This window comes from Lysinibacillus agricola, from assembly GCF_016638705.1.
Classification (GTDB): Bacteria; Bacillota; Bacilli; order Bacillales_A; family Planococcaceae; genus Lysinibacillus; species Lysinibacillus agricola.
The window spans coordinates 4263752-4286234 of record NZ_CP067341.1; the positions used below are offsets into that span (position 1 = coordinate 4263752).

Consider the following 22483-nt stretch of genomic DNA (forward strand, 5'->3'; position numbering starts at 1 on the left):
ACCTCCTCAACCTATTTATTTCGTCGAATGAACGCTTCAAATTGCTCTTGCGTCCATGTATTCACAATCATATCCTTTTTCAACCATGCCCTGTTTGCGTAGCGCACCCCAATATCCATAAAGCGTAAATGAGCAATATCATGGGCATCCGTATTGATTGCTACGGGTACGCCAGCTGTTAAAGCCATTTCTAAATGTTCAACACATAAATCTAGACGATATGGATTCGCATTTAACTCTAAAATTTTACCATATTCCTTTGCCCAAGCAATTAATTGCTCCATATCTGGATTATAGCCATTTCGATCCTCAATAATGCGACCAGTTGGATGGGCGATCATATGGACATACGGATTTTGCATCGCAGTAAGTAAACGCGCCATTATTTTTTCCTGTGATTGTGTAAAACTAGAGTGAATGGAAGCAATGACAAAATCTAATTCTTTCAGCACATCATCTTCAAAATCGAGGGAACCATCTGGCAAAATATCCATTTCTGTTCCTGCGTATAATTGAAAATCTGGATGTGTTTCATTAAATGCCTCAATTTCAGCACGTTGCTTTATCAAACGCTCCGGCGTTAAACCATTTGCTACTTTTAAAAATTGTGAATGGTCAGTAATAACGCTATATTGATAATCACGCGCTATTAATGCCTCGCCCATTTCAGCTACAGAGTATGCACCATCAGACCACGTTGTATGCATATGTAAGTCTGCTTTAATATCTTCTAGTTTTACTAGACTTTTAATGTCTTCTGTTTTGTCAAATTCCGTTGTACCTGTGCGCAAACTAGGTGGAATAAATGGTAAATCGAAATGTGCAAAAAATTCTTCTTCATCCTTAAATGTCAATACTGTGCTATCTGCCTGCTCTACGCCATATTCACTAATCTTTTCACCACGGGCTTTAGCAATTTGACGCATGCGGACATTGTGATCTTTTGAGCCTGTGAAATGATGTAAGGCCGTTGCATATTCAGCATCCTTCACTAATCGAAAATCTACGCTCACTGGCTCTTCTAAATCTAAAATAACTGAAATCTTTGTATCACCAGCTGCCACTACTTCTTGTATAGAGAGCTCTTTCAGTAATTTTTCACGTACAGCTTCAACTGCTTCAGTTACAACAATAAAATCAATATCTTTACTTGTTTCTGCTGCGCGACGGAAGCTTCCAGCAACAGAAAAACGTTCCACTTTTTCCATACTACCTAGAAGTGCTTCAATTTGTAAAACAACAGGCTCTAGCTGCCAAATCGGTAAACGTTCGGAACGATTTGCTAAATTTGCAAGTTCCTTTAAAATTTTTTCTTCGGTTTTTGCTGCAAAGCCTGCTAGCTCACGAACTTTGCATGCCTCACAAGCAGCCTTTAAACTTTCCGCAGAATCAATTCCTAACTCTTGATGAAGCTTGGCTATTTTTTTACCACCTAAGCCTGGAAGTTTTAATAATGGGAGCAACCCTTTTGGTACAATTTCTTCTAATTCTTTTAATAAGCTTGATTCCCCAGTTGTCATTAAATCCTCAATAACAGCAGCTGTCCCTTTACCAATACCTTTAAGCTTTGTTACATCCTCCATCTCACTTAATGAGCGCCTGTCTCCCTCAAGTGCAGCAGCAGCTTTTCGAAAGGCAGATACCTTGAATGGATTTTCCCCTTGTAATTCCATATACAATGCAATTTTCTCAAGTGTGCGAATAATTGTTTTTTTGTTCACTGGAAATTCCTCCTATCGTAAAAACACTTCCCTCAAAACCGAGAGAAGTGCACAGTTTGCTATTGCATATAAATATACCACCAGTTTTGGAACATATTTGTAATGATCGGTGTATGTTCCAAAATTAAACCACTTAACAACGACTTCGACATTAAACTTTGAATAAGATCAATTGGCAATAAAGCAAGGATGTATAGCAAAATAAACATAATTAAATAGTTTTCAATCATGCCAAACAGTGCTCCAAGCCAACGATTCAATGTGCCTAACACAGGTAAATACGCTATAAAATCAAAAATCGATGCCACAATTTGCAATGTAATTTTCACCGCAAAGAAAATAACGGCAAAGGCCACGATCTGGTAAAAAGTGCGGTCTAAATCCAGGCTATCAATGACTACTCCAAGACTACCTGAATCCGTTACACCAGGATACGGAACCCAAAAAACAAATTTTTGTGCTAATGGTTTATAATAAATATACGCAACAATTAGGGCAACTATAAAGCTAACGATATGCATCATCTGTACGATGAAACCACGTTTTGCTCCAACAATGAGCCCAGCTAATAGCAACACTAATATGATTAAATCTAACATTCACTTCAACCCTTTAATTTTTTCAATTCTTCTTCTAGTTGCTCTATTTGTTCTTTTAATAGTAAATAATCATGAACGGTATTTACTGCTGTAAGAACGGCAAGCTTTGTGCTATCAAGTGAGGGATTATGTACATTCATCTCGCGCATACGGTCATCAACAATCGAAGCGACAAGTCGCATATGTCCAATGGATTCAGAGCCGACCATTTTATATGTATGACCATATATTTCCACGGAAATTTTATTCTTTTCTTTATTTTCCATAGTCGCACCCTCCTTTATAATCTTTGCGCTCACGATTTTTCGATTGTGAGCAGCATCACACAAAAAAGCTATTTATTATCATACCATGAAAGGTATAAAATTGTGAACAATCAGGACAGAAAGGAACGATTTAATGTCAAATATTGTACTTTCAATATCATCAAATAAACAAAAAGAGGTGATGTCTTTCTATGCAAATCATTTTGTAGAACGTAAAGCACCTGGCGTAATCTTTGCTGCAAAGCTGCCAGATACGGCCATTACGATGTACAAATCAGGTAAATTAATGTTCCAAGGGGGTGGAGCTGAGCGAGAAGCTGCACGCTGGGGAAACATAGAAGTAAAAAATAAACAAAAATCATCGGCGATAGGAGCAAAGGGCGACGTTCTTCCAGAAGGTTTTGCTACAATGTCAGTGCTAGGCTCAGACGAAACTGGTACTGGCGATTATTTCGGTCCAATTACAGTTGCCGCTGTATATGTGCCTTCATCAAAAATTGAGTTAGTAAACGCGCTTGGTGTCAAGGACTCAAAAATGCTAACGGATGATTATATGCGTAAAATAGCACCAGATTTACGTGCAGCTTGCGTTCACAGCGTGCTTGTACTACGCAACGAAAAATATAACGAATTACAATCACGGGGCTACTCTCAGGGCAAAATGAAGGCTATGATGCATAATAGAGCACTTAAAAATGCACTGTCAAAAATGGCACCCGAAAAACCAGAGCATATATTGATAGATCAGTTTGCAGAACGTGGTGTGTATTACAATTACTTGAAAAATGAACGTGAAATTGTTCGAGATGATGTACTATTTTCTACGAAAGCTGAGCAATTACATGTTTCAGTAGCATCTGCATCGATATTAGCTCGTGCGGCATTTTTAAAGGAGATGGATCGACTGAGTGAGATTGCCGGTATTGAGTTATTGAAGGGAGCTTCGGCAAAGGTGGATGCATCAGCAGCACGTATTTGGCGTGGGCAAGGTGAAGAATTTTTACGCTCCATTACGAAATGGCATTTTGCTAATACAGAAAAAGCTAGGAAAATGAAATAAAACTAATCAGGCTTTTCCTGAAAAATTTGGTCTTATAGACAAATAAAAAATTTTCGCTATACTCCAGCTGATTACAAGTTTACATGACTTGCCCTCGACTGTAGTTAGCGAAATTCTTTATATCAAAAATTTATCATTTTCATTTTAGAAGAATTTATTTCAAGCTAATAAATACTAATGATTTATTTTTTATTATTTCTAAAAAGTTTAGGTTGAAAATATCTCCTCTCCATCACTCCATTTGACTCATACTTCTGCTATTTGCAACAGTTTTATAACGGCATATAAGATCCGTTAATAGGGAGTAAATTTCATCGAAAATACTATTGAACCATAAAAAAGCTGCCTCATTACGAGACAGCTTACAATAGTTATTAAGTTAGCGTACTTCTGTGCCTTCAATTGTTGCGATAGCTTTTAATACTTTATTATGTGCTGCAACAACCTCATCGTCTGTTAATGTACGCTCTGGATCGAAGTATATTAGTGAGAATGCCACTGATTTTTTACCAGCCTCCATTTTTTCACCTTCATATACGTCGAATACACGAACGTCTTTCAATAATTTCACGCCTGCTGAGCGAATCGCAGCAATAACCTCTCCAGCTGTTGTTGTACGGTCCATGATAAGTGCAATATCACGAGACATTGCTGGGAAACGAGGCACTGGTGTATAACCTAGAGGTGCTTCTTTTGCAGTAGCATTTAATAATGTTACTAGATTCATTTCCATTACATATGTGTCTTTTACACCCCATGCTTTTTGTTCTGCTGGGTGTAATCCACCGATAATACCGACTTGTTCACCGTCTAAAAGAATGCTAGCAGTACGTCCTGGGTGTAATCCATCTACTTCAGCTTTCACAAATGAAATACGGTCCTCTAAACCAAGCTTGCCGATAACACCTTCTACAATGCCTTTTAAAACGAAGAAATCTACTGCTTTTTTCTCCCCCTGCCAAGCATGGTCAAGCCATTTTCCTGTTACTACTGCCGCCACATGCTCTTCTTCATATGGTAGCCCCTCTTCTGATTGACCAAGGAATACTGAACCAATTTCATACAATGCCACATTGTCAGCCTTACGCGCCACATTATATGCAGCAGCTTCAATTAAATGCGGGATAAGACTTTGACGTAGTGTTGAACGGTCCTCACTCATCGGCATTAGTAAACGTGTTACCGGCTCAGCTTTCAATGCAAAGCGTTGTGACAATGCATCTGAAGTCAATGAGTAAGTGACAGCTTGGTAAAGACCTGCCCCTTCCATGTAACTACGAACTACACGACGATTTGCTTGGTATGGTGTTAGACGGCCTACTTGGTTTGCTCCCTCTGGTAAAGTCATCGGAATTTCATCATAGCCGTATAGGCGAGCAATTTCCTCTACGATATCTTCTTCAATTTTAATATCTTGACGACGTGTTGGTGCATCAACGATTAGTAAACCATTTGCTGCTTCAACGCCAAATTTAAGACGCTCTAAAATAGACAACATCTCTTCTAACGAAATTTTCATACCTAAACGTTCATTAATAAAATCTGGAGAAACGACAACACGTGCTGGTGATTTATCTAGTTCATCCACGATGCATGTTCCCTCTAACACTTCACCGCCAGCTAATTTAGCTAGTAGTGCTGCAGCACGTTCTGCAGCAGGTAACACACGGTTAGGGTCGACACCCTTTTCAAAGCGAGCAGAAGCATCTGAACGAAGTCCAAGATGACGTGATGTTTGACGTACAGTTAAGCCGTCGAAGTAAGCAGATTCGATTACAACAGTTGTTGTAGAATCATTTACTTCAGAGTTTGCACCACCCATTACACCTGCGATAGCTACTGGCTCCTTACCATTTGTAATGACTAAATCTGTTGCCTTTAATGTACGCTCTTGGTCATCTAAAGTTGTCATTTTTTCGCCTTCTGTTGCTTTACGCACTACGATTTCACCTGTTGCTAGGCTATCGTAGTCAAAGGCATGAAGCGGTTGACCGTATTCCATTAAAATGTAGTTCGTAACATCGACAACATTATTATGTGGGCGTACGCCTGCTGCCATTAAGCGATTTTGTAGCCACATCGGTGATTCCGCGATTTTTACGTTTTTCACAACTTTTGCTACATACATTGGGTTTGCTTGTAAATCTTCTACTCGAAGCTTTAACATGTCTTCTGCTTTTTCAGAAGATGTGCTGTAGGCGATTTCTGGATATTTTACTTCTTCAGTTAGAATTGCGCCAACTTCGTACGCTACTCCTAGCATTGACAACGCGTCTGAGCGGTTTGGTGTTAAACCAAGCTCTAATACTGTGTCACGTAGACCTAAAATAGCAAGGGCATCCGAGCCGACTTCAGCATCAGTAGGAAGTACATAAATACCTTCAGAATATGCTTTAGGAACAAGTTTCCCTTCGATTCCTAACTCTTGTAATGAACAAATCATACCGTTTGATTCATGTCCACGAAGTTTTGCTTTTTTTATTTTAATGCCGCCTGGTAAATGTGCACCTGGACGAGCGACAATAACTTTTTGACCAGCATCAACGTTTGGCGCACCACAAATAATTTGTTGTGGTTCAGCTTCACCAACATCCACTTGGCAAATATTTAATTTATCTGCTTCAGGGTGTTTCTCTTTTGATACGACATAGCCAACAACAACTTTATCCATTGCGTTAGCACGGTCAATTACTGCATCTACTTCAATCCCAGAGCGCGTAATTTTTTCAGCTAACTCCTCAGGCGTTAAATCCTGTGTACTTACATAATCTTTTAACCATTCTAATGATACTAACATTTTTTATCCCCCTTACGCCTCTGTTCGCTCGAATTGTGATAAGAAACGTGTGTCACTTGTATAGAAATGACGAATATCGTCGACACCATATTTCAACATTGCGATACGTTCAGCACCGATACCGAATGCAAAGCCAGAAACCTTCTTCGGATCATAGCCAGCCATTTCAAGTACATTAGGATGCACCATACCTGCACCTAAAATTTCAATCCAGCCTGTGCCTTTACATACGTTACAGCCAGAACCACCACATTTAAAGCAAGAAATATCCATTTCAACAGATGGCTCTGTGAATGGGAAGAAGCTTGGTCGAAGTCGAATTTCGCGGTCTGCACCGAACATTTTTTTCGCAAGAGTATCTAAAGTACCTTTAAGGTCACTCATACGAATATTTTCGCCAATAACTAGCCCTTCAATTTGCATGAACTGGTGTGAGTGTGTAGCATCATCGTTGTCACGGCGGAATACTTTTCCTGGGCAAATAATGCGAATTGATTCACCTTTCTTATCTTCCATTGTGCGAGCTTGCACAGGAGATGTATGCGTACGTAATAATATTTCCTCGGAAATATAAAACGAATCTTGCATATCACGAGCAGGGTGTCCCTTCGGTAAGTTCAGTGCCTCGAAGTTATAATAATCCTTCTCCACTTCCGGACCTTCTGCAATTTCATAGCCCATACCGATAAATAAATCTTCAATTTCTTCAATAACGCGTGTTAATGGATGGCGATTCCCAACTTTAATTTCACGGCCAGGTAAAGTGACATCAATCGACTCACTTGCTAATTTTTCAGCAATTGCCGCTTCCTCTAACACAGTCGCTTTTTCCTCTAATACAGCTGTAACCTTTTCACGAACTGTATTGACTAAGGCACCCATTTTCGGGCGTTCCTCAGCTGATAATTTCCCCATCCCTTTTAATAAATCAGTGATAGGTCCTTTTTTTCCTAGATACGCTACTCGCACATCATTTAGTTCCTTTAAATTTGCTGCCGCTTCAATTTTAGCAAGTGCTTCTTGCTCTAATTGCTTTAATTGCTCTTCCATGTAATAAACCCTCCTTGATTAAATCAATTTCGCCTTGGCGTAATTGTTGCTGTCGCTTCGCTTTCGCACAGAAAACATTTGTAGCTGTCGCTTTGCTTTCGCTACAGATAAACAATGCGTCCGGATTTTGAATTGTACCCGGGCCTGCACGAGGGCCGACACGATGTCGGTCATTTCGGTAATGCCACAGGACGTGGCGTTTTTACCGATGCAGGTCAGTTAGCCGTTTTCGCAGGATGCGAAGATTTTAGGCTAACATCCCATATTCATTCCTTTGAAAATCCGTGACATCCGCCGGAGGCTTTATCTTCATTCAGTAGGTGTTTGGACACCCACTGAAAAGGAACCACATCCGCATTTATCTCACCACCTTCAAAGGTGGGAGTCTTTTACTGAATGAAGATAATGCCAAATGATGGCACAAAAAAACTCGCCCCTAAAAAAGGGACGAGGACATATTCGCGGTACCACCCTAGTTATTGCAAGGCAAACTCCTCGCAATCACTTCATTGACATAACGACTAGATTAAAGCCGGCAAACCTTTACAGCATTTCGCTGGTCCCGGTAGCTGCTCGCGAGATGAATTCAAAACTGCATTGGTACGGCGCTGGCTCTCAATCTCCGGCCTACGCTCCCTGTCGTCCATTCACAATCTTTACTACTTCCCGGTCAAAGCATTTTAGTTTACATTTTAAAAGTGATTATACAATACTATACCAATTCAAATCAAGAGCCATGTGCCTATTACCATCGATATTGATGGTTCTATCTGCAATTTTAGGCTCATCACCATAACGTGTGGTTGATTTCCGTTCCGACTGGGCGCTTTGTAGCTGCCGCTTTGCTTTCGCTACAAAAAACATTTGTTGCTGTCGCTTCGCTTTCGCACAGAGCAGAGCTTCCTGGGGGCGTCCGATGAGCCGCTTCGCTTCGCTGCAGGGTCTCATCTGTGACGCTAATCCCCAAGGAGTCGCCCAGTCGTAACGAAGATCAACTAATACACAGGGTATATATTTTTAAAAATGTCATCTGCAAATTTTGGTAATAAGACTACTTTTAACGATTTTATCAAATACTTATAACCGCAGTTGAAATTCCTTTTATTAATTACTTAACAAATCCATATAAAACTATTCCTGTTGCCACTGCTACATTTAGAGACTCTGCCTGTCCAAAAATTGGAATAATAATATTTTGATCTGTCATCGAAAGTAGTTGTGGATGAATGCCACTTCCTTCATTCCCCATCATTATAGCGAATGCACCCGTATGCTCAATATCACTATAGACAACTGCATCCTCATCTAAGGCAGTTCCAAATACTGGTACACCATTTTCCTGTAGCTGCTCAATCCATTCCTCTAAATCACCTCGGAGGACAGGAATATGGAAATGTGAGCCTTGTGCAGAACGAAGTGTTTTAGGATTATATAAATCTGCACAACCCTTACCGAGAATTACTGCATCTAAACCAGCCGCATCCGCTGTACGAATCATCGTCCCAATATTTCCTGGATCTTGGACAGCATCAATAAGTAGCACTTTGCGCCATGAAACCATTACTTCTGCTTCTAACAAAGGCTGCTTACAAACTGCAAATACACCTTGAGAAGTCTCCGTTTCAGCAAACTCCTTGGCAACAGCCGATGTTACTTCAACGACGGCTACATTATCAATCGGCCAAAGCATTGGTAAATCTACACCTTCACGAACAATTAGCTGCAGCACCTGCTCTTTATTTTTTAATGCTTCTTCTACTAAATGGAATCCTTCAACTATGAATTCCCCTGATCTTTCACGCTCTTTACGTGTCGCCGCTAGCTTTTTCCAATATTTCACTAACGCATTTTGCGTAGATTCAATTCTTTTCATCGTACTTCGTACCGCCTTTATCCTATTTACTGTTCATTATTATACAGTAGAAAACGACAAATTACATAGTCATGCAAAAAACAGTTTTATTGTTATTTTACTGTCGATCAATAATTGACTCATTAGATACCTCCAGGAAAGCACCAAAAGTAAAAGATATTATATTAGTTGATCTTCGTTACGACTGGGCGACTCCTTGGGGATTAGCAATAGAGGAACGAAGGCTAAGAGCATCACGTCCTGTGATAACGCCTTCGTGACCAACAGCGGCAATGTTTTATCTGTGCGAAAGCGAAGCGTCAGCGGCAATTGTTTTCTGTAGCGAAAGCAAAGCGGCAGCTACAAAGCGCCCAGTCGGAACGGAAATCAACCACACGTTATGAGACAAATTATTAACCACTAGATAATGGGTAAATTCAGAAATACATGTTATAATTTTCAATATTTTAGAAATACAATGCAATTCCCATTTTGGGTGATGGCTAAGATTCAAAAATAAACTTAAGGATGAACATGAATGAAAAAAAATGTACATGTAGTAGGTGCAATTATAGAAAATGACAAGCATGAATTTTTTTGTGCGTTGAGAAATCCTAATATGGTACTAGCAAACTATTTGGAATTTCCTGGCGGTAAAATTGAGGATGGTGAATCACCTGAACAAGCTTTAACCCGTGAAATATTAGAGGAATTTAATTGCTCGATACAAGTTGGGAAAAAAGTAGAAGATACCATTCATGAATACGAAAAATTCATTGTACGTTTAGAAACATATAAGGCTTCAATCATAAAGGGGGAGCCTGTCGTGCTAGAACACGCTGAAATTAGATGGGTTCCTCGAAATCAACTTCTAGATCTAAATTTCGCACCTGCCGATATTCCAGCAATTAACAAATTACTTGCAGAAGGAAAATAGAAAGAAAAGAGCAGCAATGACTATACTAATATGAAACTCTACATTCTGCTCTTTCTTATTTTTAAGTATCTCTTATCCATCATTTAAAGCCATTTTTTATTTGGCGGAATACTTTGAGGGAAATTAAATACATTGAACGGATCATATCTTCCCTTTACTTCTCTAAGCATTCTAAGATTACGACCATAATAGGCAGTTGGCCAATCTTTTATAAAACGATCTGGGAAATTTACATAATCACCAGTAGTGTAAGGTGACAAAGCCCGTCTTAAATTTTCCACCCACTGAATATTTTTTTCTTCTTCTTTAGGCTTTTTCCATGAAGTAATATACTCCTGAGCAATTAAAGCATTCCTATAATAATAGGCTGTTCGATTTGGCGCAATTTGACTTACCTCGCCTCTAAGAGATTGCTGCCAAATGGTCGTATTTCTATTTGGAGCATTCGTTAAAAATTCTTTCATTTGTACAATGGCCGCATGAGGGAATGGTCTTTCAATAAAGGATCCTGACCTTTTACGAAGATCTGGTTTATTGCCACTCGGTAAGTCAAAAAATTCTACGGCTTTAATATATGGTACTTCCTTTACCCATATATTCGTTGGTGAACCTGTTTTTCTTATTGGGCGGAGTAGTTTCTTTAGTTCAGATGCTGCACCTATAAACTCACCTTGAGCTACAATTTCGCCAACTTCCTTAGATTTAAGCTCAATTTGTGAGGTCAAGCGTTCATCTGTGTACGGTGCCCATTTTTGCCATGCGTCAAATGCTCGTTCAAAATCTTCCCATCCCCATGTAATGGAGAAAATCGATACGTTAGAAATAGGATGCAATTTAAATGTAAGAGCTGTAACGATGCCAAAATTTCCACCGCCCCCGCCACAACTTGCCCAAAATAAATCACTATTTCTTTGCTTGTCAGCTTGGATTACTTCAGCCCCTTCATGACCATTTGCAACAACCATTTCAAGTTCTAGTAGACTGTCACATGTTAGCCCAAATGGACGCGATAGCATGCCAATTCCTCCTCCAAGCGTCAAACCAACAACCCCTACACTACCTTCAGTTCCTGCGGGGATTGTAAAACCATTTTCCCATAATACCCGATACACTTTTCCTAAATTAGCACCCGCTTCAATTCTCGCTGTCATATCTTTCATGTTAATTGTTATTTCATTCATTTCACTAACATCTATAACAAGACCTTCATTTAATAATGAATAATTTTCATAATTATGTCTCCCACTTCTGATTCGAAATGGTTCATTATTTTCTCTCGCCGATCTTAATGCATGGATAACGTCTTTCGTATTTTGACAAAACACAATGATACTCGGAAATTTTGGATCATTTAAGTTATTATTTGTTCTTGCTAGGTCATAATCCGGATCATCAGGGATAACAATTCTTCCTGTGAGCTTTACTTTCTTCAAAATCCAGCTCCTTTCTCAAATGATGCAATGCATATGTTCTATCCTATGCATACCACTTGGAAAGAATATGAAGTTTAAATTTTTTTATCCAGTAATAATTAAAGATAAATGCTCATTTTCTTCATTCATACATATGATGATATATTGAAACCACCTAGGAGGTGTCCTAATGATTATTCATGTGGTGAGCGCTGGTGAAACACTTTGGCAAATTGCAAACCACTATTCCGTACCTATCAATTCCATTATCCAAATAAACGCATTATCTAATCCAGATCAATTAGTAATCGGACAATCACTCGTTATCCCCTCTCCTTACACAACCCATATTGTAAAAAGGGGCGATACTTTATGGTCAATAGCTAAACAATACGGTGTACCTATTCAATCGATTATCACAGAAAATCATTTAACGAATCCAGATGTTTTAACGCCTGGAACTAGACTTGTTATTCCACCCACTACACATATTGTGCAGTCAGGAGAGACTCTATCGCAAATTGCCAATCAATATGGTACGACCGTTCAAGCAATCGCTTTAGAAAATGGTATCTCTAACCCAAATATGATTTATGTTGGTACGAGTTTGATTATTCCGAGAGCAAAACCTTCCGTTGAAGTAAATGCCTATACGTATCAAAAGCCTGAAGAAGCTGTGCGTTCGATTAACGCTATCGGTCATCTGCTTACTTATTTTAGCCCCTTTGCTTATATGATGAAGGAGGATGGCTCATTACAGCCTATACAAGATAAAGAAATGATTGATGCAGCTATTGCCAAAAATATTACACCTATGCTAACCCTTACGAACTTCTCTTCCACACAAACAGGCTCCAACTTATCCCATGTTATTTTATCTAGTGCAGAACTACGGGAAAAGGTCATCAACAATGCTCTGGAGGTGATGCAGGAAAAGGGATATAAAGTTCTAAATGTTGATTTCGAAAACGTTCTTCCGGCAGATCGAGAGAATTATAACACTTTCCTCCAATTAGCTGTTGATCGTCTTCATCCAAAAGGATTCCTAGTATCAACAGCACTTGCCCCGAAAACGAGCGCAACTCAGGCAGGAACTTTATATGAGGCACATGATTATGAGGCACACGGAAGAATTGCAGATTTTGTAGTTTTGATGACATATGAGTGGGGTTACCGACTTGGTCCGCCGCAAGCAATTTCACCAATTAATGAAATGAGAAAAGTTGTAGAATATGCGTTATCAGTAATGCCTGCTAACAAAATATTTTTAGGCTTTCAAATTTATGCTCGCGATTGGCTTCTACCGCATGTTAAAGGGCAAGAGGCAGAAACATTCAGCTCTCAAGAAGCGATTAACAGAGCAGTAAAATATGGCGCAACTATACAATATGATAGGACCGCACAATCACCTTATTTTCATTATGTTGATGAACAAGGTAGAAATCATGAGGTATGGTTTGAAGATGCTAGAAGTGCACAAGCTAAGTTTGATATGACGAAGGAATATAATCTTCGAGGTATTAGCTATTGGGCATTAGGTTTCCCTTTCCCACAAAATTGGGCGCTATTAAATAATGATTTTTCCATCAAAAAGGTTTCATTATAAAATTTGACTAGACTTAGTATGCGCATATAAGAATTTACTATTAATCCAAAAATGTTCTAAACATTTCATTAAATCCTTACCTTTCCCTAGTTTTTCCCATGATAAAAAAATCGATTCAAAGCCATATTAAGAAATATCAAAACGAAAGGAGAAACTAAACATGGGAAGAGACAATAAGCAAGGTAAAAGCGCAAATAAAGGGTCATTACCTCAAACGCCAAAAACCAAAAAAATAGCGCCAAACAAAGCTAGTGAAAAAGCTAACGAAGAGTTTTCACAAGAGTTTACGGACCTTATTAACTCAGTCACTAAAGAAGGCAAGACAAAAAAATAAGGGGGCCTTCAAGTGGATTATACACGTGCACAAGAAATTGTCACCTCACCTTTAGAATATGAAGTAAGCTATAATGGCGTATCTATCTGGATTGACAAGCTTCATGATGATGGTAAAACAGCAACTGTTCATTTACGTCGTTCTTTAGAGGAACGCTCCGAAGTGGCCATAGGAGAATTAAAGGAAGAGTACCTCGTACATTAAACCTCATAATAAAAATCTGCTTACTTACAGTGGTGAAGTAAGCAGATTTTTTCTTTTTGAAAATACATATTGCCAATACTAAAATCCATGAAATGGCGGTAGAGCACAATAATGATTCATCACCAAAAGTTGCGGATGACATTTGTTAAAACGTATTCCCTGTATATAAGTTGATCTTCGTTCCGATTGGTCGACTCCTTGGGGATTAGCGTCACAGATGAGACCCTGGAGCGCGCAACGCGAGTGAAGCGGCTCATCGGACGCGCCGCCCAGTCGGAACGGAAATCAACCCCATGTTATGATGATGAGCCATAATAATAATTATTATATATTTTCTTAACGTCAACTTTAAATTATGTAATCCTCTTTATATTTAAGCTTTGTTAAAATATCACTTGCTCGATTGTGCAAATCTTTGAAGTTATTGGAAATTTGTTCAGCAGAAATCGGCTTACTAAATAAATAGCCCTGAATATAATCGCAATCACCGTCAATAAGGAAAGCAAGTTGCTCTACTTCTTCAATTCCCTCGGCAACGACCTTCAATCGCAAATGCTTTGCCATTGATAAAATCATAGAAACTAGTGCTTCATCATTCGGATTATGCTGAATATTTCGAACAAACGTCCGGTCAATTTTCAAACAATCAATAGGAAAATCTTTTAAATATGAAAGCGACGAATACCCTGTTCCAAAGTCATCGACAGCAATTTGGATACCAAGTGCCTTTAGTTCATGCAGTAGCTGTGTCATTTGATCGATATTCATTGTCATACTTTCCGTGATTTCTAATTGTAAATATTTTGGTTCTAAATTTGTTCGTTGTAAAATCTCTTGCACCATTTGCACTAAATCTTGCTGGAATAATTGCCCGAGAGATAAATTAACGGCAACCTTCATTGGTGGTAAACCTTGCTCTTCCCATGTCTTTGCTTGAGAGCATGCCGTCTCTAAAATCCATTTCCCTAATGGAATAATAAGGCCAGATTCTTCTGCAATTGGGATGAACAACTCCGGTGAAACAAATCCACGCGTTGGATGACGCCATCGCACTAGCGCTTCTACTGATTCAATTTTGCCAGTTTTTAAATTCACCTGAGGCTGGAAGTCCAAATAAAATTCTTCATTAGCTAGTGCCTTATGGAGCTCTTGCTCAATTAATATACGATCAGCAATGCCATTTGACATATATGGCTTATAAAAAAGAAATCTTTGAGGTATTTGACTCGCTTCCCGCATCGCTAACTGAGCATGCATTAAAAACTCTTCATCTGAGCAATCTTCTTCATGCAAAGCAATTCCAATATTAAGATTACCATTGAGTGAAAATAGTTGTACTTGCAATGGTTTTTGCATAGCACTTTTTAAGTTCAAGCAAAATTGTAATAGCTCTTCACATGTCTTCACATGATTAACATAAATAATGAACTGACCCTCACGAAGCTTTGTAGCAAAATAATGAGGAGGTAATATGGCTTGTATTCTCTCGGCCACTAGCTTCATCATTTTATTAGAATAGCTAATACCTATAGATGAGCGGATGGCTGCAAGACGATCAATCTCAATTGCAATGATTGCTTTTTGATGATTATTGGCATTTAAATCCTCTTTTAAGGTTTTTAATAATAGATGTTCATTTGGGAGCTGCGTAATATCATCATGATAAGCTTGAAAGAGAAGCTCCTGCTGCGATTGCTCAAGGTCTTGCTTTATTTTTAATAGTTGCTGATACGGTTTTTCGACCGTTGTATAATAGATTGCTTTTAGGAAAAAGTAGAATGCAAAAAATTGATAAATAAGTGCTGAAAAGCCCCAAATAGATTCCCAATCTTTAATGATAATAAAGAAAATATCACTAATGATTAAATAAATGGCAGCGCTAATAAGCCACATAACTCGTTTGGGCAACTGTTTTATATACTTACTTAAAATCACTATCGTTGCACCTTGTAAGACAGCAGACAATAGATGGACAATCGCGTCAGCTTTATACACCAATTGCTCTTCAAGCAAGGAATACTTTGAAGATAAATACACTATAAAAAGGGTCACTAATACAAATAATAAAGAACTGCCATATGTATAAATTCGATAATTCATCGTTAAGCGTTTTTTTTGCTTTAAAATAATAAATAGAAAACCGATTGATAAGCACAAACGCATTACTATATGTAAAAACATTTCCATATATTGTGTTTCAGCCATTGGATTTTGAGCGGTAACCATGCTCACCAATTCCAACAAAGCTATGATAAAAAATAAATTACCTATGTATAATGTTTGATTTGATAATAAATGTGAAAAAACGAGCCAAGATTGAATAGCGATTGCCATTGTAAAAACAATAATTAGTGTTTGTATAATCAAATTCAAACATATGTAGCTTTCTTCCTTAAAAATACCAAACATCTGATTACTTAAACCTAATAGTGGAATGACTAGCAATAATGGTAATACTATATACCAAATCTCTTTCTTTTCTATCTCTAATTGATCCAACCATTTCTCCAACAGAAACCCTCCATACCAATATATATCTTTTAAATTAGATAGGTAATTTTACCTATCTAACGGAAATATAGAATTAAAAATTGTATTTTTTTTTGACTTCTTACAGATGATAGCATTTTTATTGGAAGTTGTATGCAAATATTAAAAGTATGCTAATATTCATTTTATTTTGATATTAGCATACTTTTGCTGCTTTATCGCTCTATTCGTCTATAGAAGATAGCAGCTTACGGAGCTTAATCATTATTCTTGTACGTCTTTTTTTTACTGCAGCCTCAGATAAACATAGTTCTTTAGCTATTTCCGAGTAACTATAACCTTCTACATAGAAAAGTAGTAGTATTTTTCTTTCTTCAAATTTTAAATGAGACATAATACATTCTATAAGAACAGGATTTCTTTCACTCATTTCATGATCTCGAATATAATTTATCGTTTCATTATCCATAGGTGTGTTCATATTTTCAAAACTCTTTTCCTTTGAAAGTTCTTTTAAAATTTCTCCTTTAACGGTTGTATAAATATAAGCGGAAAATAGCCCTTTTGATGGGTCCGCTTTATGCCAAGCCTCCCACACGGCTATGGATGCTATATGACGATAATACTCAAAATCCTTATAAATTTGGCACTTTAACAAAATCGACGTTATCATCGGCTGGACTAATTCTAATACTTCATCAAAAGGTTGTTCAGGTGATAGCTTTTGATTATTACGCTGTATTGTCATCCTATTTTCCTGTCGACTTGTGCACAGTCCATTATTCCTAGGTGCCTTTATCTTAATTATTATACTACGAAGATGTCGAACACCCCTTTTGTCAATATGATCAGAAAGTTTTTATAAGTCCTTTTTAATATTTATACATAACAACAGTATGATATTTCAAAAATCATATCTTTTAACTGTAATTCTATACATATTTCTTAAAAGGTTGGACAAATTATTACTAAGGAGGCGAAATAGATGAATTTTCAAATAAGAGATGCGATTACGACAAACGTACATGGTCAATCAGCGGCCGAGTTTAAGGATATTGTCGAAGATGCAATTAGCCGCGGTGAGGAGCATTTACTTCCAGGGCTTGGCGTGTTTTTTGAAAAATGGTGGCAACAATCTAGTGCTGCTGAGCAGGATGAATTTACTCAAAAACTAGAAAAAGCCTTTGCTCACTAATTTTTTATAGGCAGTTCATTCCATTTCCCATAAATGCATGATAAAGTTTAATTTATCAGAAAATTTGGAGGGATTGGAATGACTGTTGCTGTAGAATTAATAGTAAATCAACTAAAAAAGGTTTTATCTGAAGAACAGGTGTCAACAAACGAAACGATGCGACAGCTACATGGAAGGGACGAATCTCATCATGCAATGAGCTTACCAGATATCGTTGTCTTTCCTCGATCTACAGCCGATGTCAGTGCCATCTTGAAAATTGCGCATGCAGAACGTGTACCAGTCGTACCTTTTGGTGTTGGCTCAAGCTTGAAGGAAAATGCAATTCCTATTGCAAATGGGATTTCTATCGACTTCTCTGAAATGAATGCTATTTTAGAAATTCGACCAGATGACCTGCTAGTAAAAGTACAGCCAGGTGTAACACGTGCGCAATTGAATAAAGAATTAAAAAAACATGGACTTCAATTCACGGTTGATCCTGGCGCTGATGCTACACTTGGTGGAATGGCAGCGACAAATGCCAGCGGAACAACCGCAGTGCGCTATGGTGTTATGCGCGATCAAGTACGAGATCTAGAGGTTGTACTCGCAGACGGTTCAGTCATTCATACCGGTAACTTAGCAGCAAAATCTTCTTCTGGTTATCACTTGAATGGCCTTTTTGTTGGCTCTGAGGGTACGCTAGGTTGCTTTACAGAGTTAACTTTACAAGTCTATGGTATACCCGAATTTGTAACGGCGGGGCGTGCAGTCTTTGCGACAGTTGGCGATGCTGTCAGTGCAGTAACCGCATTGTTACAGGCGGGTATTTCAATAGGCCGTGTTGAACTGGTCGATGAAGCCTCTATCAAACAAGCAAATATTTATAATGAAACATCCTATGATGAAAAACCAACACTATTTTTAGAATTCCACGGAAATGAAGCAGGTATGCATGCTGATATAGAATTTGCTAAAGATATTTTTGAGGACTTTGGCTGTCTTTCTGTTGAATTTGAACAAGACAATGCAGCTCGTAATAAGCTCTGGGAGACGCGCCATTCATTGGCCTATGCATATATCCATGCCTACCCAGGGAAAAAGCTTATGTCGACTGATGTTTGTGTGCCGATTTCTATGCTTGCAGAATCCGTTTTATATGCTCGTGAACAGCTTGAGGAAGTTGGTCTTGCAGGCGGAATTGTTGGTCACGTTGGAGACGGTAACTTCCATGCCTTGCTAATGTTAGATCCAAAAGATGCTGAGGAGCAAGCAAAGGCGGACCGCTTCAATGAACATATTGTCCAATACGCCTTACTACGTGGTGGTACTTGTACTGGCGAACATGGTGTTGGTATTGGAAAAATGAAATATCAGTCTACAGAGCACGGAACATCTCTATTAGTGATGAAAAGCATCAAGGCAGCACTTGATCCACATAATATTATGAATCCCGGGAAAATTTTCAATATGTAATGTAGATAAAACACGATCTCGCCACGAAAGGTGAGACCGTGTTTCTTATTTGAGATTATCGACTGTTACGCTCCGTCCCTAATGCGCTTGGTATCATCAATGCAGATATTTTAGTATCGACGGAAGATGGTGGTGCAGTTTTATATGTTGACACTGCCTCTACTGGCGGAACATGGATCATAACAACATTAGATCCTGATTTCCATTTCGGCTCTTACTTTATGCCAGCAACTGAACGATTCCTTGAAGGTTTTTTCCCATACTTAGCCTATGGGAAAATTTCGTAAGCGCTAATTTAAGTGCAAATGCCATAGAAAAAGGACTAACAAATCCTTTTTCTATGGCATTTTTTAACAAGAAATTATACTAAATAGACACCGTACTCATGGTTTATTTATAAATCATAGCGGAAACTTTTTACAAGCTTATCTCCCTTATTAAACTCTTTAGATTCATCTCTTACGAAGCCCAGGGATAAATAAAGATTAATAGCGGCCTGCATAATATCACCTGAGTGCAAATATAATGCTTGATCCTGACGATTGCGTGCAAAGGCGAAGCTTTCGTGCAATAATTTTTTAGCAACACCTAGCCCTCTTCCTTTAGGATGCACGCCAAGTAAGCGCACAATGGTAGACTGTATGTTAAGCTCTGGTAAACCGTATGCTTTTTCAGCATCTGTAAATAATTGCAGTCCCCCTAAAATTTCATCGCCACGCTTTGCCACTAAAATTGTTTCTGCATTAGGATTACCAACAGATGCCCGAATATCATTTAAGTAGGAAGCCCAGTTCTCTGGGTTTTCATATTCTTTTTCATACTGTGCATAACTTTCTACTAGGACTTCTAAATACCTTGTATAGTCTTCCTCTTTCAAATGTTCAATCACTATTTCAGCTACTGTCATCGTCGATCCCCTTTCTATTTACTAAATTTAAATGCCGCCCTTGCTATAGGCAGTTACTCTTTTTTCAATACGATGTGCAAGCCATTCAACGATAGCTGAAACACTCCAATAAATTAAACCGACAGCGATAAATGCCTCCAGAAACTTTAAATTAATAGAAGCAACGATATTCGCAACTCCTGTTAACTCTTTAACTGAAAGGAAAAAGGCTAGTGACGTAGCATGTAAGAATCCAATAAAAACATTTGTGAAGTTAGGAATGGATTTACTAAATGCTTGGGGTAATATATAACGTCGCATCGCCTGTGAAAATGTTAAACCGACTGCATAAGCTGCCTCTAGCTGTCCCTTAGGTACACTTAAAATACCAGACCGAATTATTTCGGAGGCATAAGCTCCTGCACTTAGCGTCAAAGCCAAAATAACAAAAAATAAAATAGGGATAGAGCTTGATTGATACTCTATCTTTAAAGCCTTTGCAATAACATCAACCACAATTGGTATGCCAAAATAAACAAGCATAATGTGCATAATGATTGGTGTGCCTCTAAAAAAAGATACGTAAAAATTCAACATTGGTGCGAGAATTTTTATTTGTTGTATCCGAACAAAAGCAACTATTATGCCGATTAAAATGCCCAATATGACAGGTGTAACTGTCATAAACAAAGTTAACGGCAATACTTTACTAATTTCTATTAAAGCTTCAAAAATAAAAGCAAAATCTATTGTCATAGCATTTCCCCCTAGCTAGATGCAGCTTCCTTTGGCATATATCGATTAAGATACCGTTCATTTAGCTTTAATACCTTTTCTAACAGCATAACAATGACAAAATAAACGATGGACAGCGCCAAATATATCTCCAGCGCCCTTGTCGTAGAAGCAATAAGTGTTTCTCCACGCCCCACCATATCCATGACACCAATTGAAAATGCTAAAGAAGTATCCTTTAATGAATTAATCATCGTATTTGCCATATTGGGAAAGGCAACACGAATCGCCTGAGGGAGCACAATACGTAAAAAGGCCTGTATTCCACTTAATCCAACTGAATAAGCTGCCTCCATTTGTCCACGATCAACTGTTAAAATAGCCGCTCTAAAAATCTCAGCAAACGATGCAGCATTACTCAACGTATAAGTAATAATCACAAAATACATAGCATCCATTCTTGTTACATCAATATGCACAAGCTTTAATAATGCTGGTATACCATAAAACACTAAAAACAATTGCACTAAAATCGGCGTACCTCGAATAAACGAAATATAAATCGTTATGATTTGCTTCAGAACTGGTATGTGTAACAGCTTTGGAATGGCGATCACTATACCAAGCAGCATGCCAAAAAAAGTGGCAAACACTAAAATTTCGAGTGTTACTGGTAAATACTGAAGCAATATTGGAAGTACTTTTGCAATTAGCGTAAAGTCAAAGTCATTGGCCATACTTCCTTCTTCCCCTCCAGTTTCGTTTAGAAGTCCACCGTATAATCGTCACCTAACCATTTTTTACTTAGCTCACTAATGACACCTTCTGCCTTTAATTCTCGAATGGCATCATCAAGTCGCTCCTGTAAAACAACCTCGTCTTTATTTAATAAAAAGTAAACTTTTGAATTTAATAAAGCATCTCCAACAACCTTTTGCTGCGCTTTATTGCTTTCGTTATAATACTTCACTGCAAAGGGTGTTGTAATGATTGCATCGATACGACCTGTCGCAAGTTGGTTGTTAACATCGACTGAGCCAGATGAATACACAATATTAGCACCTAAGTTATGCTCCTTATTGTATTTTTCGATAAAGACAGCAGAGTTACTTGTTGGTGAAACACTAATATTCTTCCCCTTTACATCATCAATGGATTGAATATCATTGTTTTTTGCATTGACTGTTACCTTTAATGGGAATACATTATAAGGCTCTTTATTAAATAAGAATTTCTCCTCTCGCTCATCATTGATTTCCATTTGATGGGCAATAAAGTCAATTTTTCTTGTCTCTAAACTTAGTAATAGATTTGAAAATTCCATTGTTTTAAATTCAAATTCATATTCTGGTAGCTTGTCATCAATGGCGCGAACAAGCTCCACATCATAGCCAGTTAAATTTCCCTTGTCATCAATGAAGCAAATATTTGGAAATTGTGTACCTGTACCAACAATAATTTTTTGAACACCTTTTCCACCCTGTGCAGCATTATTTTCACTAGTATTCCCTTCGGACTTTTCCGTACTTGTACAAGCTGTTAAAAGTAAAACTAGCAACAATAGTAAATAAAACGATAATTTTTTCATAAAATCCCTCTCTTCTTAAGCATGCGACGGTATATCAACAGCAAGTGCTGCTTTTAAATGCTCCAGTCCTATTTCTGTTACTGCTTTAAAGACACCATTTGAGCCTATTTCGACAACCGGAACATAACGGACACCATATTTTACTTCAAGGATGTCACGGAATGCGTCATTATGTGTTATATCCACTGTTTTGTAAGAAATACCTTGTTGTTGTAAATACGTTTTCACTTCATCACAATAACTACAACCTTGCTTTGACCAAACAATTACATCTATGTTTTTTGCCATGTGCA

The 22483-nt window shown here is 38.1% G+C and carries 22 protein-coding genes and 1 pseudogene; 8 read left to right on the forward strand and 15 right to left on the reverse strand.

The window, feature by feature from the left end; all coding sequences use genetic code 11:
• Positions 1-11: 11 nt before the first annotated feature.
• Genes polX through zapA form a run of 3 tightly spaced genes read right to left on the reverse strand, consistent with a single transcriptional unit; the run spans position 12 to position 2586 of the window.
• Complete coding sequence (gene polX, locus FJQ98_RS21335) at positions 12-1721, reverse strand: DNA polymerase/3'-5' exonuclease PolX (protein WP_201406539.1); 1710 nt, start codon at positions 1719-1721, stop codon at positions 12-14.
• Between the two features lie 59 nt (positions 1722-1780).
• A complete protein-coding gene (locus tag FJQ98_RS21340; protein ID WP_053592441.1) occupies positions 1781-2320 on the reverse strand; it encodes a CvpA family protein in 540 nt (179 codons plus the stop codon).
• A gap of 5 nt (positions 2321-2325) precedes the next feature.
• Entirely contained in the window at positions 2326-2586 is a 261-nt protein-coding gene (zapA, locus tag FJQ98_RS21345) for a cell division protein ZapA (RefSeq protein ID WP_053592440.1), read from the reverse strand.
• A 133-nt stretch (positions 2587-2719) separates the two neighbouring features.
• Here zapA and rnhC point away from each other — a divergent pair, with 133 nt between their 5' ends.
• Complete coding sequence (gene rnhC, locus FJQ98_RS21350; protein WP_053592439.1) at positions 2720-3646, forward strand: ribonuclease HIII; 927 nt, start codon at positions 2720-2722, stop codon at positions 3644-3646.
• Positions 3647-4025: 379 nt separating this feature from the next.
• Here the strand turns inward: rnhC and pheT are convergent, their stop codons facing one another.
• The 4 genes from pheT to FJQ98_RS21370 form a co-directional block, all read right to left on the reverse strand.
• Positions 4026-6443 (reverse strand): phenylalanine--tRNA ligase subunit beta, encoded by a 2418-nt coding sequence (gene pheT, locus FJQ98_RS21355; protein WP_053592438.1) that lies wholly within the window; start codon positions 6441-6443, stop codon positions 4026-4028.
• A gap of 12 nt (positions 6444-6455) precedes the next feature.
• Positions 6456-7493, reverse strand: a complete 1038-nt coding sequence (gene pheS, locus FJQ98_RS21360; protein ID WP_053592437.1) for a phenylalanine--tRNA ligase subunit alpha — start codon at positions 7491-7493, stop codon at positions 6456-6458.
• A gap of 787 nt (positions 7494-8280) precedes the next feature.
• Positions 8281-8460 (reverse strand): hypothetical protein, encoded by a 180-nt coding sequence (locus tag FJQ98_RS21365; RefSeq protein ID WP_143114528.1) that lies wholly within the window; start codon positions 8458-8460, stop codon positions 8281-8283.
• Between the two features lie 141 nt (positions 8461-8601).
• On the reverse strand, positions 8602-9366 hold the full coding sequence (locus FJQ98_RS21370) for a TrmH family RNA methyltransferase (RefSeq protein ID WP_053592435.1): 765 nt from the start codon (positions 9364-9366) through the stop codon (positions 8602-8604).
• A gap of 517 nt (positions 9367-9883) precedes the next feature.
• Here FJQ98_RS21370 and FJQ98_RS21375 point away from each other — a divergent pair.
• The gene (locus tag FJQ98_RS21375) at positions 9884-10282 is read left to right on the forward strand and encodes a (deoxy)nucleoside triphosphate pyrophosphohydrolase (RefSeq protein WP_053592434.1); all 399 of its coding nucleotides are present in this window, start codon (positions 9884-9886) and stop codon (positions 10280-10282) included.
• Positions 10283-10365: 83 nt separating this feature from the next.
• On the opposite strand, the gene FJQ98_RS21380 is transcribed toward FJQ98_RS21375, so the two are convergent.
• The gene (locus FJQ98_RS21380) at positions 10366-11715 is read right to left on the reverse strand and encodes an FAD-binding oxidoreductase (protein WP_053592433.1); all 1350 of its coding nucleotides are present in this window, start codon (positions 11713-11715) and stop codon (positions 10366-10368) included.
• Between the two features lie 169 nt (positions 11716-11884).
• On the opposite strand from FJQ98_RS21380, the gene FJQ98_RS21385 reads away from it, so the two are divergent.
• From FJQ98_RS21385 to FJQ98_RS21395, 3 genes are all read left to right on the forward strand, one after another.
• Positions 11885-13300 (forward strand): glycoside hydrolase family 18 protein, encoded by a 1416-nt coding sequence (locus FJQ98_RS21385; RefSeq protein WP_053592432.1) that lies wholly within the window; start codon positions 11885-11887, stop codon positions 13298-13300.
• 160 nt (positions 13301-13460) lie between these two features.
• Entirely contained in the window at positions 13461-13634 is a 174-nt protein-coding gene (locus tag FJQ98_RS21390; RefSeq protein ID WP_201406540.1) for a hypothetical protein, read from the forward strand.
• 12 nt (positions 13635-13646) lie between these two features.
• The gene (locus FJQ98_RS21395; RefSeq protein WP_053592431.1) at positions 13647-13838 is read left to right on the forward strand and encodes an H-type small acid-soluble spore protein; all 192 of its coding nucleotides are present in this window, start codon (positions 13647-13649) and stop codon (positions 13836-13838) included.
• A 348-nt stretch (positions 13839-14186) separates the two neighbouring features.
• Here the strand turns inward: FJQ98_RS21395 and FJQ98_RS21400 are convergent, their stop codons facing one another.
• A complete protein-coding gene (locus tag FJQ98_RS21400; RefSeq protein WP_053592479.1) occupies positions 14187-16298 on the reverse strand; it encodes a bifunctional diguanylate cyclase/phosphodiesterase in 2112 nt (703 codons plus the stop codon).
• A 253-nt stretch (positions 16299-16551) separates the two neighbouring features.
• Positions 16552-17076 carry a sigma-70 family RNA polymerase sigma factor gene (locus tag FJQ98_RS21405; protein WP_053592430.1) on the reverse strand — a complete coding sequence of 175 codons (525 nt, stop codon included), beginning with the start codon at positions 17074-17076 and terminating at the stop codon, positions 16552-16554.
• A gap of 237 nt (positions 17077-17313) precedes the next feature.
• Between FJQ98_RS21405 and sspI the strand changes: the two genes are divergently transcribed.
• The 3 genes and pseudogenes from sspI to FJQ98_RS27045 all read left to right on the forward strand — a co-directional run.
• Complete coding sequence (sspI, locus tag FJQ98_RS21410; RefSeq protein WP_053592429.1) at positions 17314-17523, forward strand: small acid-soluble spore protein SspI; 210 nt, start codon at positions 17314-17316, stop codon at positions 17521-17523.
• A gap of 78 nt (positions 17524-17601) precedes the next feature.
• Entirely contained in the window at positions 17602-18981 is a 1380-nt protein-coding gene (locus FJQ98_RS21415) for an FAD-binding oxidoreductase (RefSeq protein WP_201406541.1), read from the forward strand.
• Between the two features lie 101 nt (positions 18982-19082).
• Positions 19083-19268, forward strand: a pseudogene (locus FJQ98_RS27045) (hypothetical protein); the annotation flags it as partial.
• 107 nt (positions 19269-19375) lie between these two features.
• Here the strand turns inward: FJQ98_RS27045 and FJQ98_RS21420 are convergent.
• Genes FJQ98_RS21420 through FJQ98_RS21440 form a run of 5 tightly spaced genes read right to left on the reverse strand, consistent with a single transcriptional unit; the run spans position 19376 to position 22478 of the window.
• Positions 19376-19888, reverse strand: a complete 513-nt coding sequence (locus FJQ98_RS21420; protein WP_053592427.1) for a GNAT family N-acetyltransferase — start codon at positions 19886-19888, stop codon at positions 19376-19378.
• Positions 19889-19915: 27 nt separating this feature from the next.
• Positions 19916-20623: an amino acid ABC transporter permease gene (locus tag FJQ98_RS21425; protein WP_053592426.1), complete on the reverse strand. Its 708-nt coding sequence runs from the start codon at positions 20621-20623 to the stop codon at positions 19916-19918.
• Positions 20624-20634: 11 nt separating this feature from the next.
• On the reverse strand, positions 20635-21339 hold the full coding sequence (locus FJQ98_RS21430; protein WP_053592425.1) for an amino acid ABC transporter permease: 705 nt from the start codon (positions 21337-21339) through the stop codon (positions 20635-20637).
• A 26-nt stretch (positions 21340-21365) separates the two neighbouring features.
• Positions 21366-22190: a transporter substrate-binding domain-containing protein gene (locus FJQ98_RS21435; protein WP_053592424.1), complete on the reverse strand. Its 825-nt coding sequence runs from the start codon at positions 22188-22190 to the stop codon at positions 21366-21368.
• A gap of 15 nt (positions 22191-22205) precedes the next feature.
• On the reverse strand, positions 22206-22478 hold the full coding sequence (locus tag FJQ98_RS21440; protein ID WP_053592423.1) for a glutaredoxin family protein: 273 nt from the start codon (positions 22476-22478) through the stop codon (positions 22206-22208).
• Positions 22479-22483 lie beyond the last annotated feature (5 nt).

What these genes read in the sequence shown, in the direction of transcription:
- FJQ98_RS21340 (WP_053592441.1), bottom strand. Translation starts at nt 2,320, where the DNA reads ATGTTAGATTTAATCATATTAGTGTTGCTATTAGCTGGGCTCATTGTT.
- zapA (WP_053592440.1), bottom strand. Translation starts at nt 2,586, where the DNA reads ATGGAAAATAAAGAAAAGAATAAAATTTCCGTGGAAATATATGGTCAT.
- rnhC (WP_053592439.1), top strand. Translation starts at nt 2,720, where the DNA reads ATGTCAAATATTGTACTTTCAATATCATCAAATAAACAAAAAGAGGTG.
- pheT (WP_053592438.1), bottom strand. Translation starts at nt 6,443, where the DNA reads ATGTTAGTATCATTAGAATGGTTAAAAGATTATGTAAGTACACAGGAT.
- pheS (WP_053592437.1), bottom strand. Translation starts at nt 7,493, where the DNA reads ATGGAAGAGCAATTAAAGCAATTAGAGCAAGAAGCACTTGCTAAAATT.
- FJQ98_RS21370 (WP_053592435.1), bottom strand. Translation starts at nt 9,366, where the DNA reads ATGAAAAGAATTGAATCTACGCAAAATGCGTTAGTGAAATATTGGAAA.
- FJQ98_RS21375 (WP_053592434.1), top strand. Translation starts at nt 9,884, where the DNA reads ATGAAAAAAAATGTACATGTAGTAGGTGCAATTATAGAAAATGACAAG.
- FJQ98_RS21385 (WP_053592432.1), top strand. Translation starts at nt 11,885, where the DNA reads ATGATTATTCATGTGGTGAGCGCTGGTGAAACACTTTGGCAAATTGCA.
- FJQ98_RS21390 (WP_201406540.1), top strand. Translation starts at nt 13,461, where the DNA reads ATGGGAAGAGACAATAAGCAAGGTAAAAGCGCAAATAAAGGGTCATTA.
- FJQ98_RS21405 (WP_053592430.1), bottom strand. Translation starts at nt 17,076, where the DNA reads ATGACAATACAGCGTAATAATCAAAAGCTATCACCTGAACAACCTTTT.
- sspI (WP_053592429.1), top strand. Translation starts at nt 17,314, where the DNA reads ATGAATTTTCAAATAAGAGATGCGATTACGACAAACGTACATGGTCAA.
- FJQ98_RS21415 (WP_201406541.1), top strand. Translation starts at nt 17,602, where the DNA reads ATGACTGTTGCTGTAGAATTAATAGTAAATCAACTAAAAAAGGTTTTA.
- FJQ98_RS21420 (WP_053592427.1), bottom strand. Translation starts at nt 19,888, where the DNA reads ATGACAGTAGCTGAAATAGTGATTGAACATTTGAAAGAGGAAGACTAT.
- FJQ98_RS21425 (WP_053592426.1), bottom strand. Translation starts at nt 20,623, where the DNA reads ATGACAATAGATTTTGCTTTTATTTTTGAAGCTTTAATAGAAATTAGT.
- FJQ98_RS21430 (WP_053592425.1), bottom strand. Translation starts at nt 21,339, where the DNA reads ATGGCCAATGACTTTGACTTTACGCTAATTGCAAAAGTACTTCCAATA.
- FJQ98_RS21435 (WP_053592424.1), bottom strand. Translation starts at nt 22,190, where the DNA reads ATGAAAAAATTATCGTTTTATTTACTATTGTTGCTAGTTTTACTTTTA.
- FJQ98_RS21440 (WP_053592423.1), bottom strand. Translation starts at nt 22,478, where the DNA reads ATGGCAAAAAACATAGATGTAATTGTTTGGTCAAAGCAAGGTTGTAGT.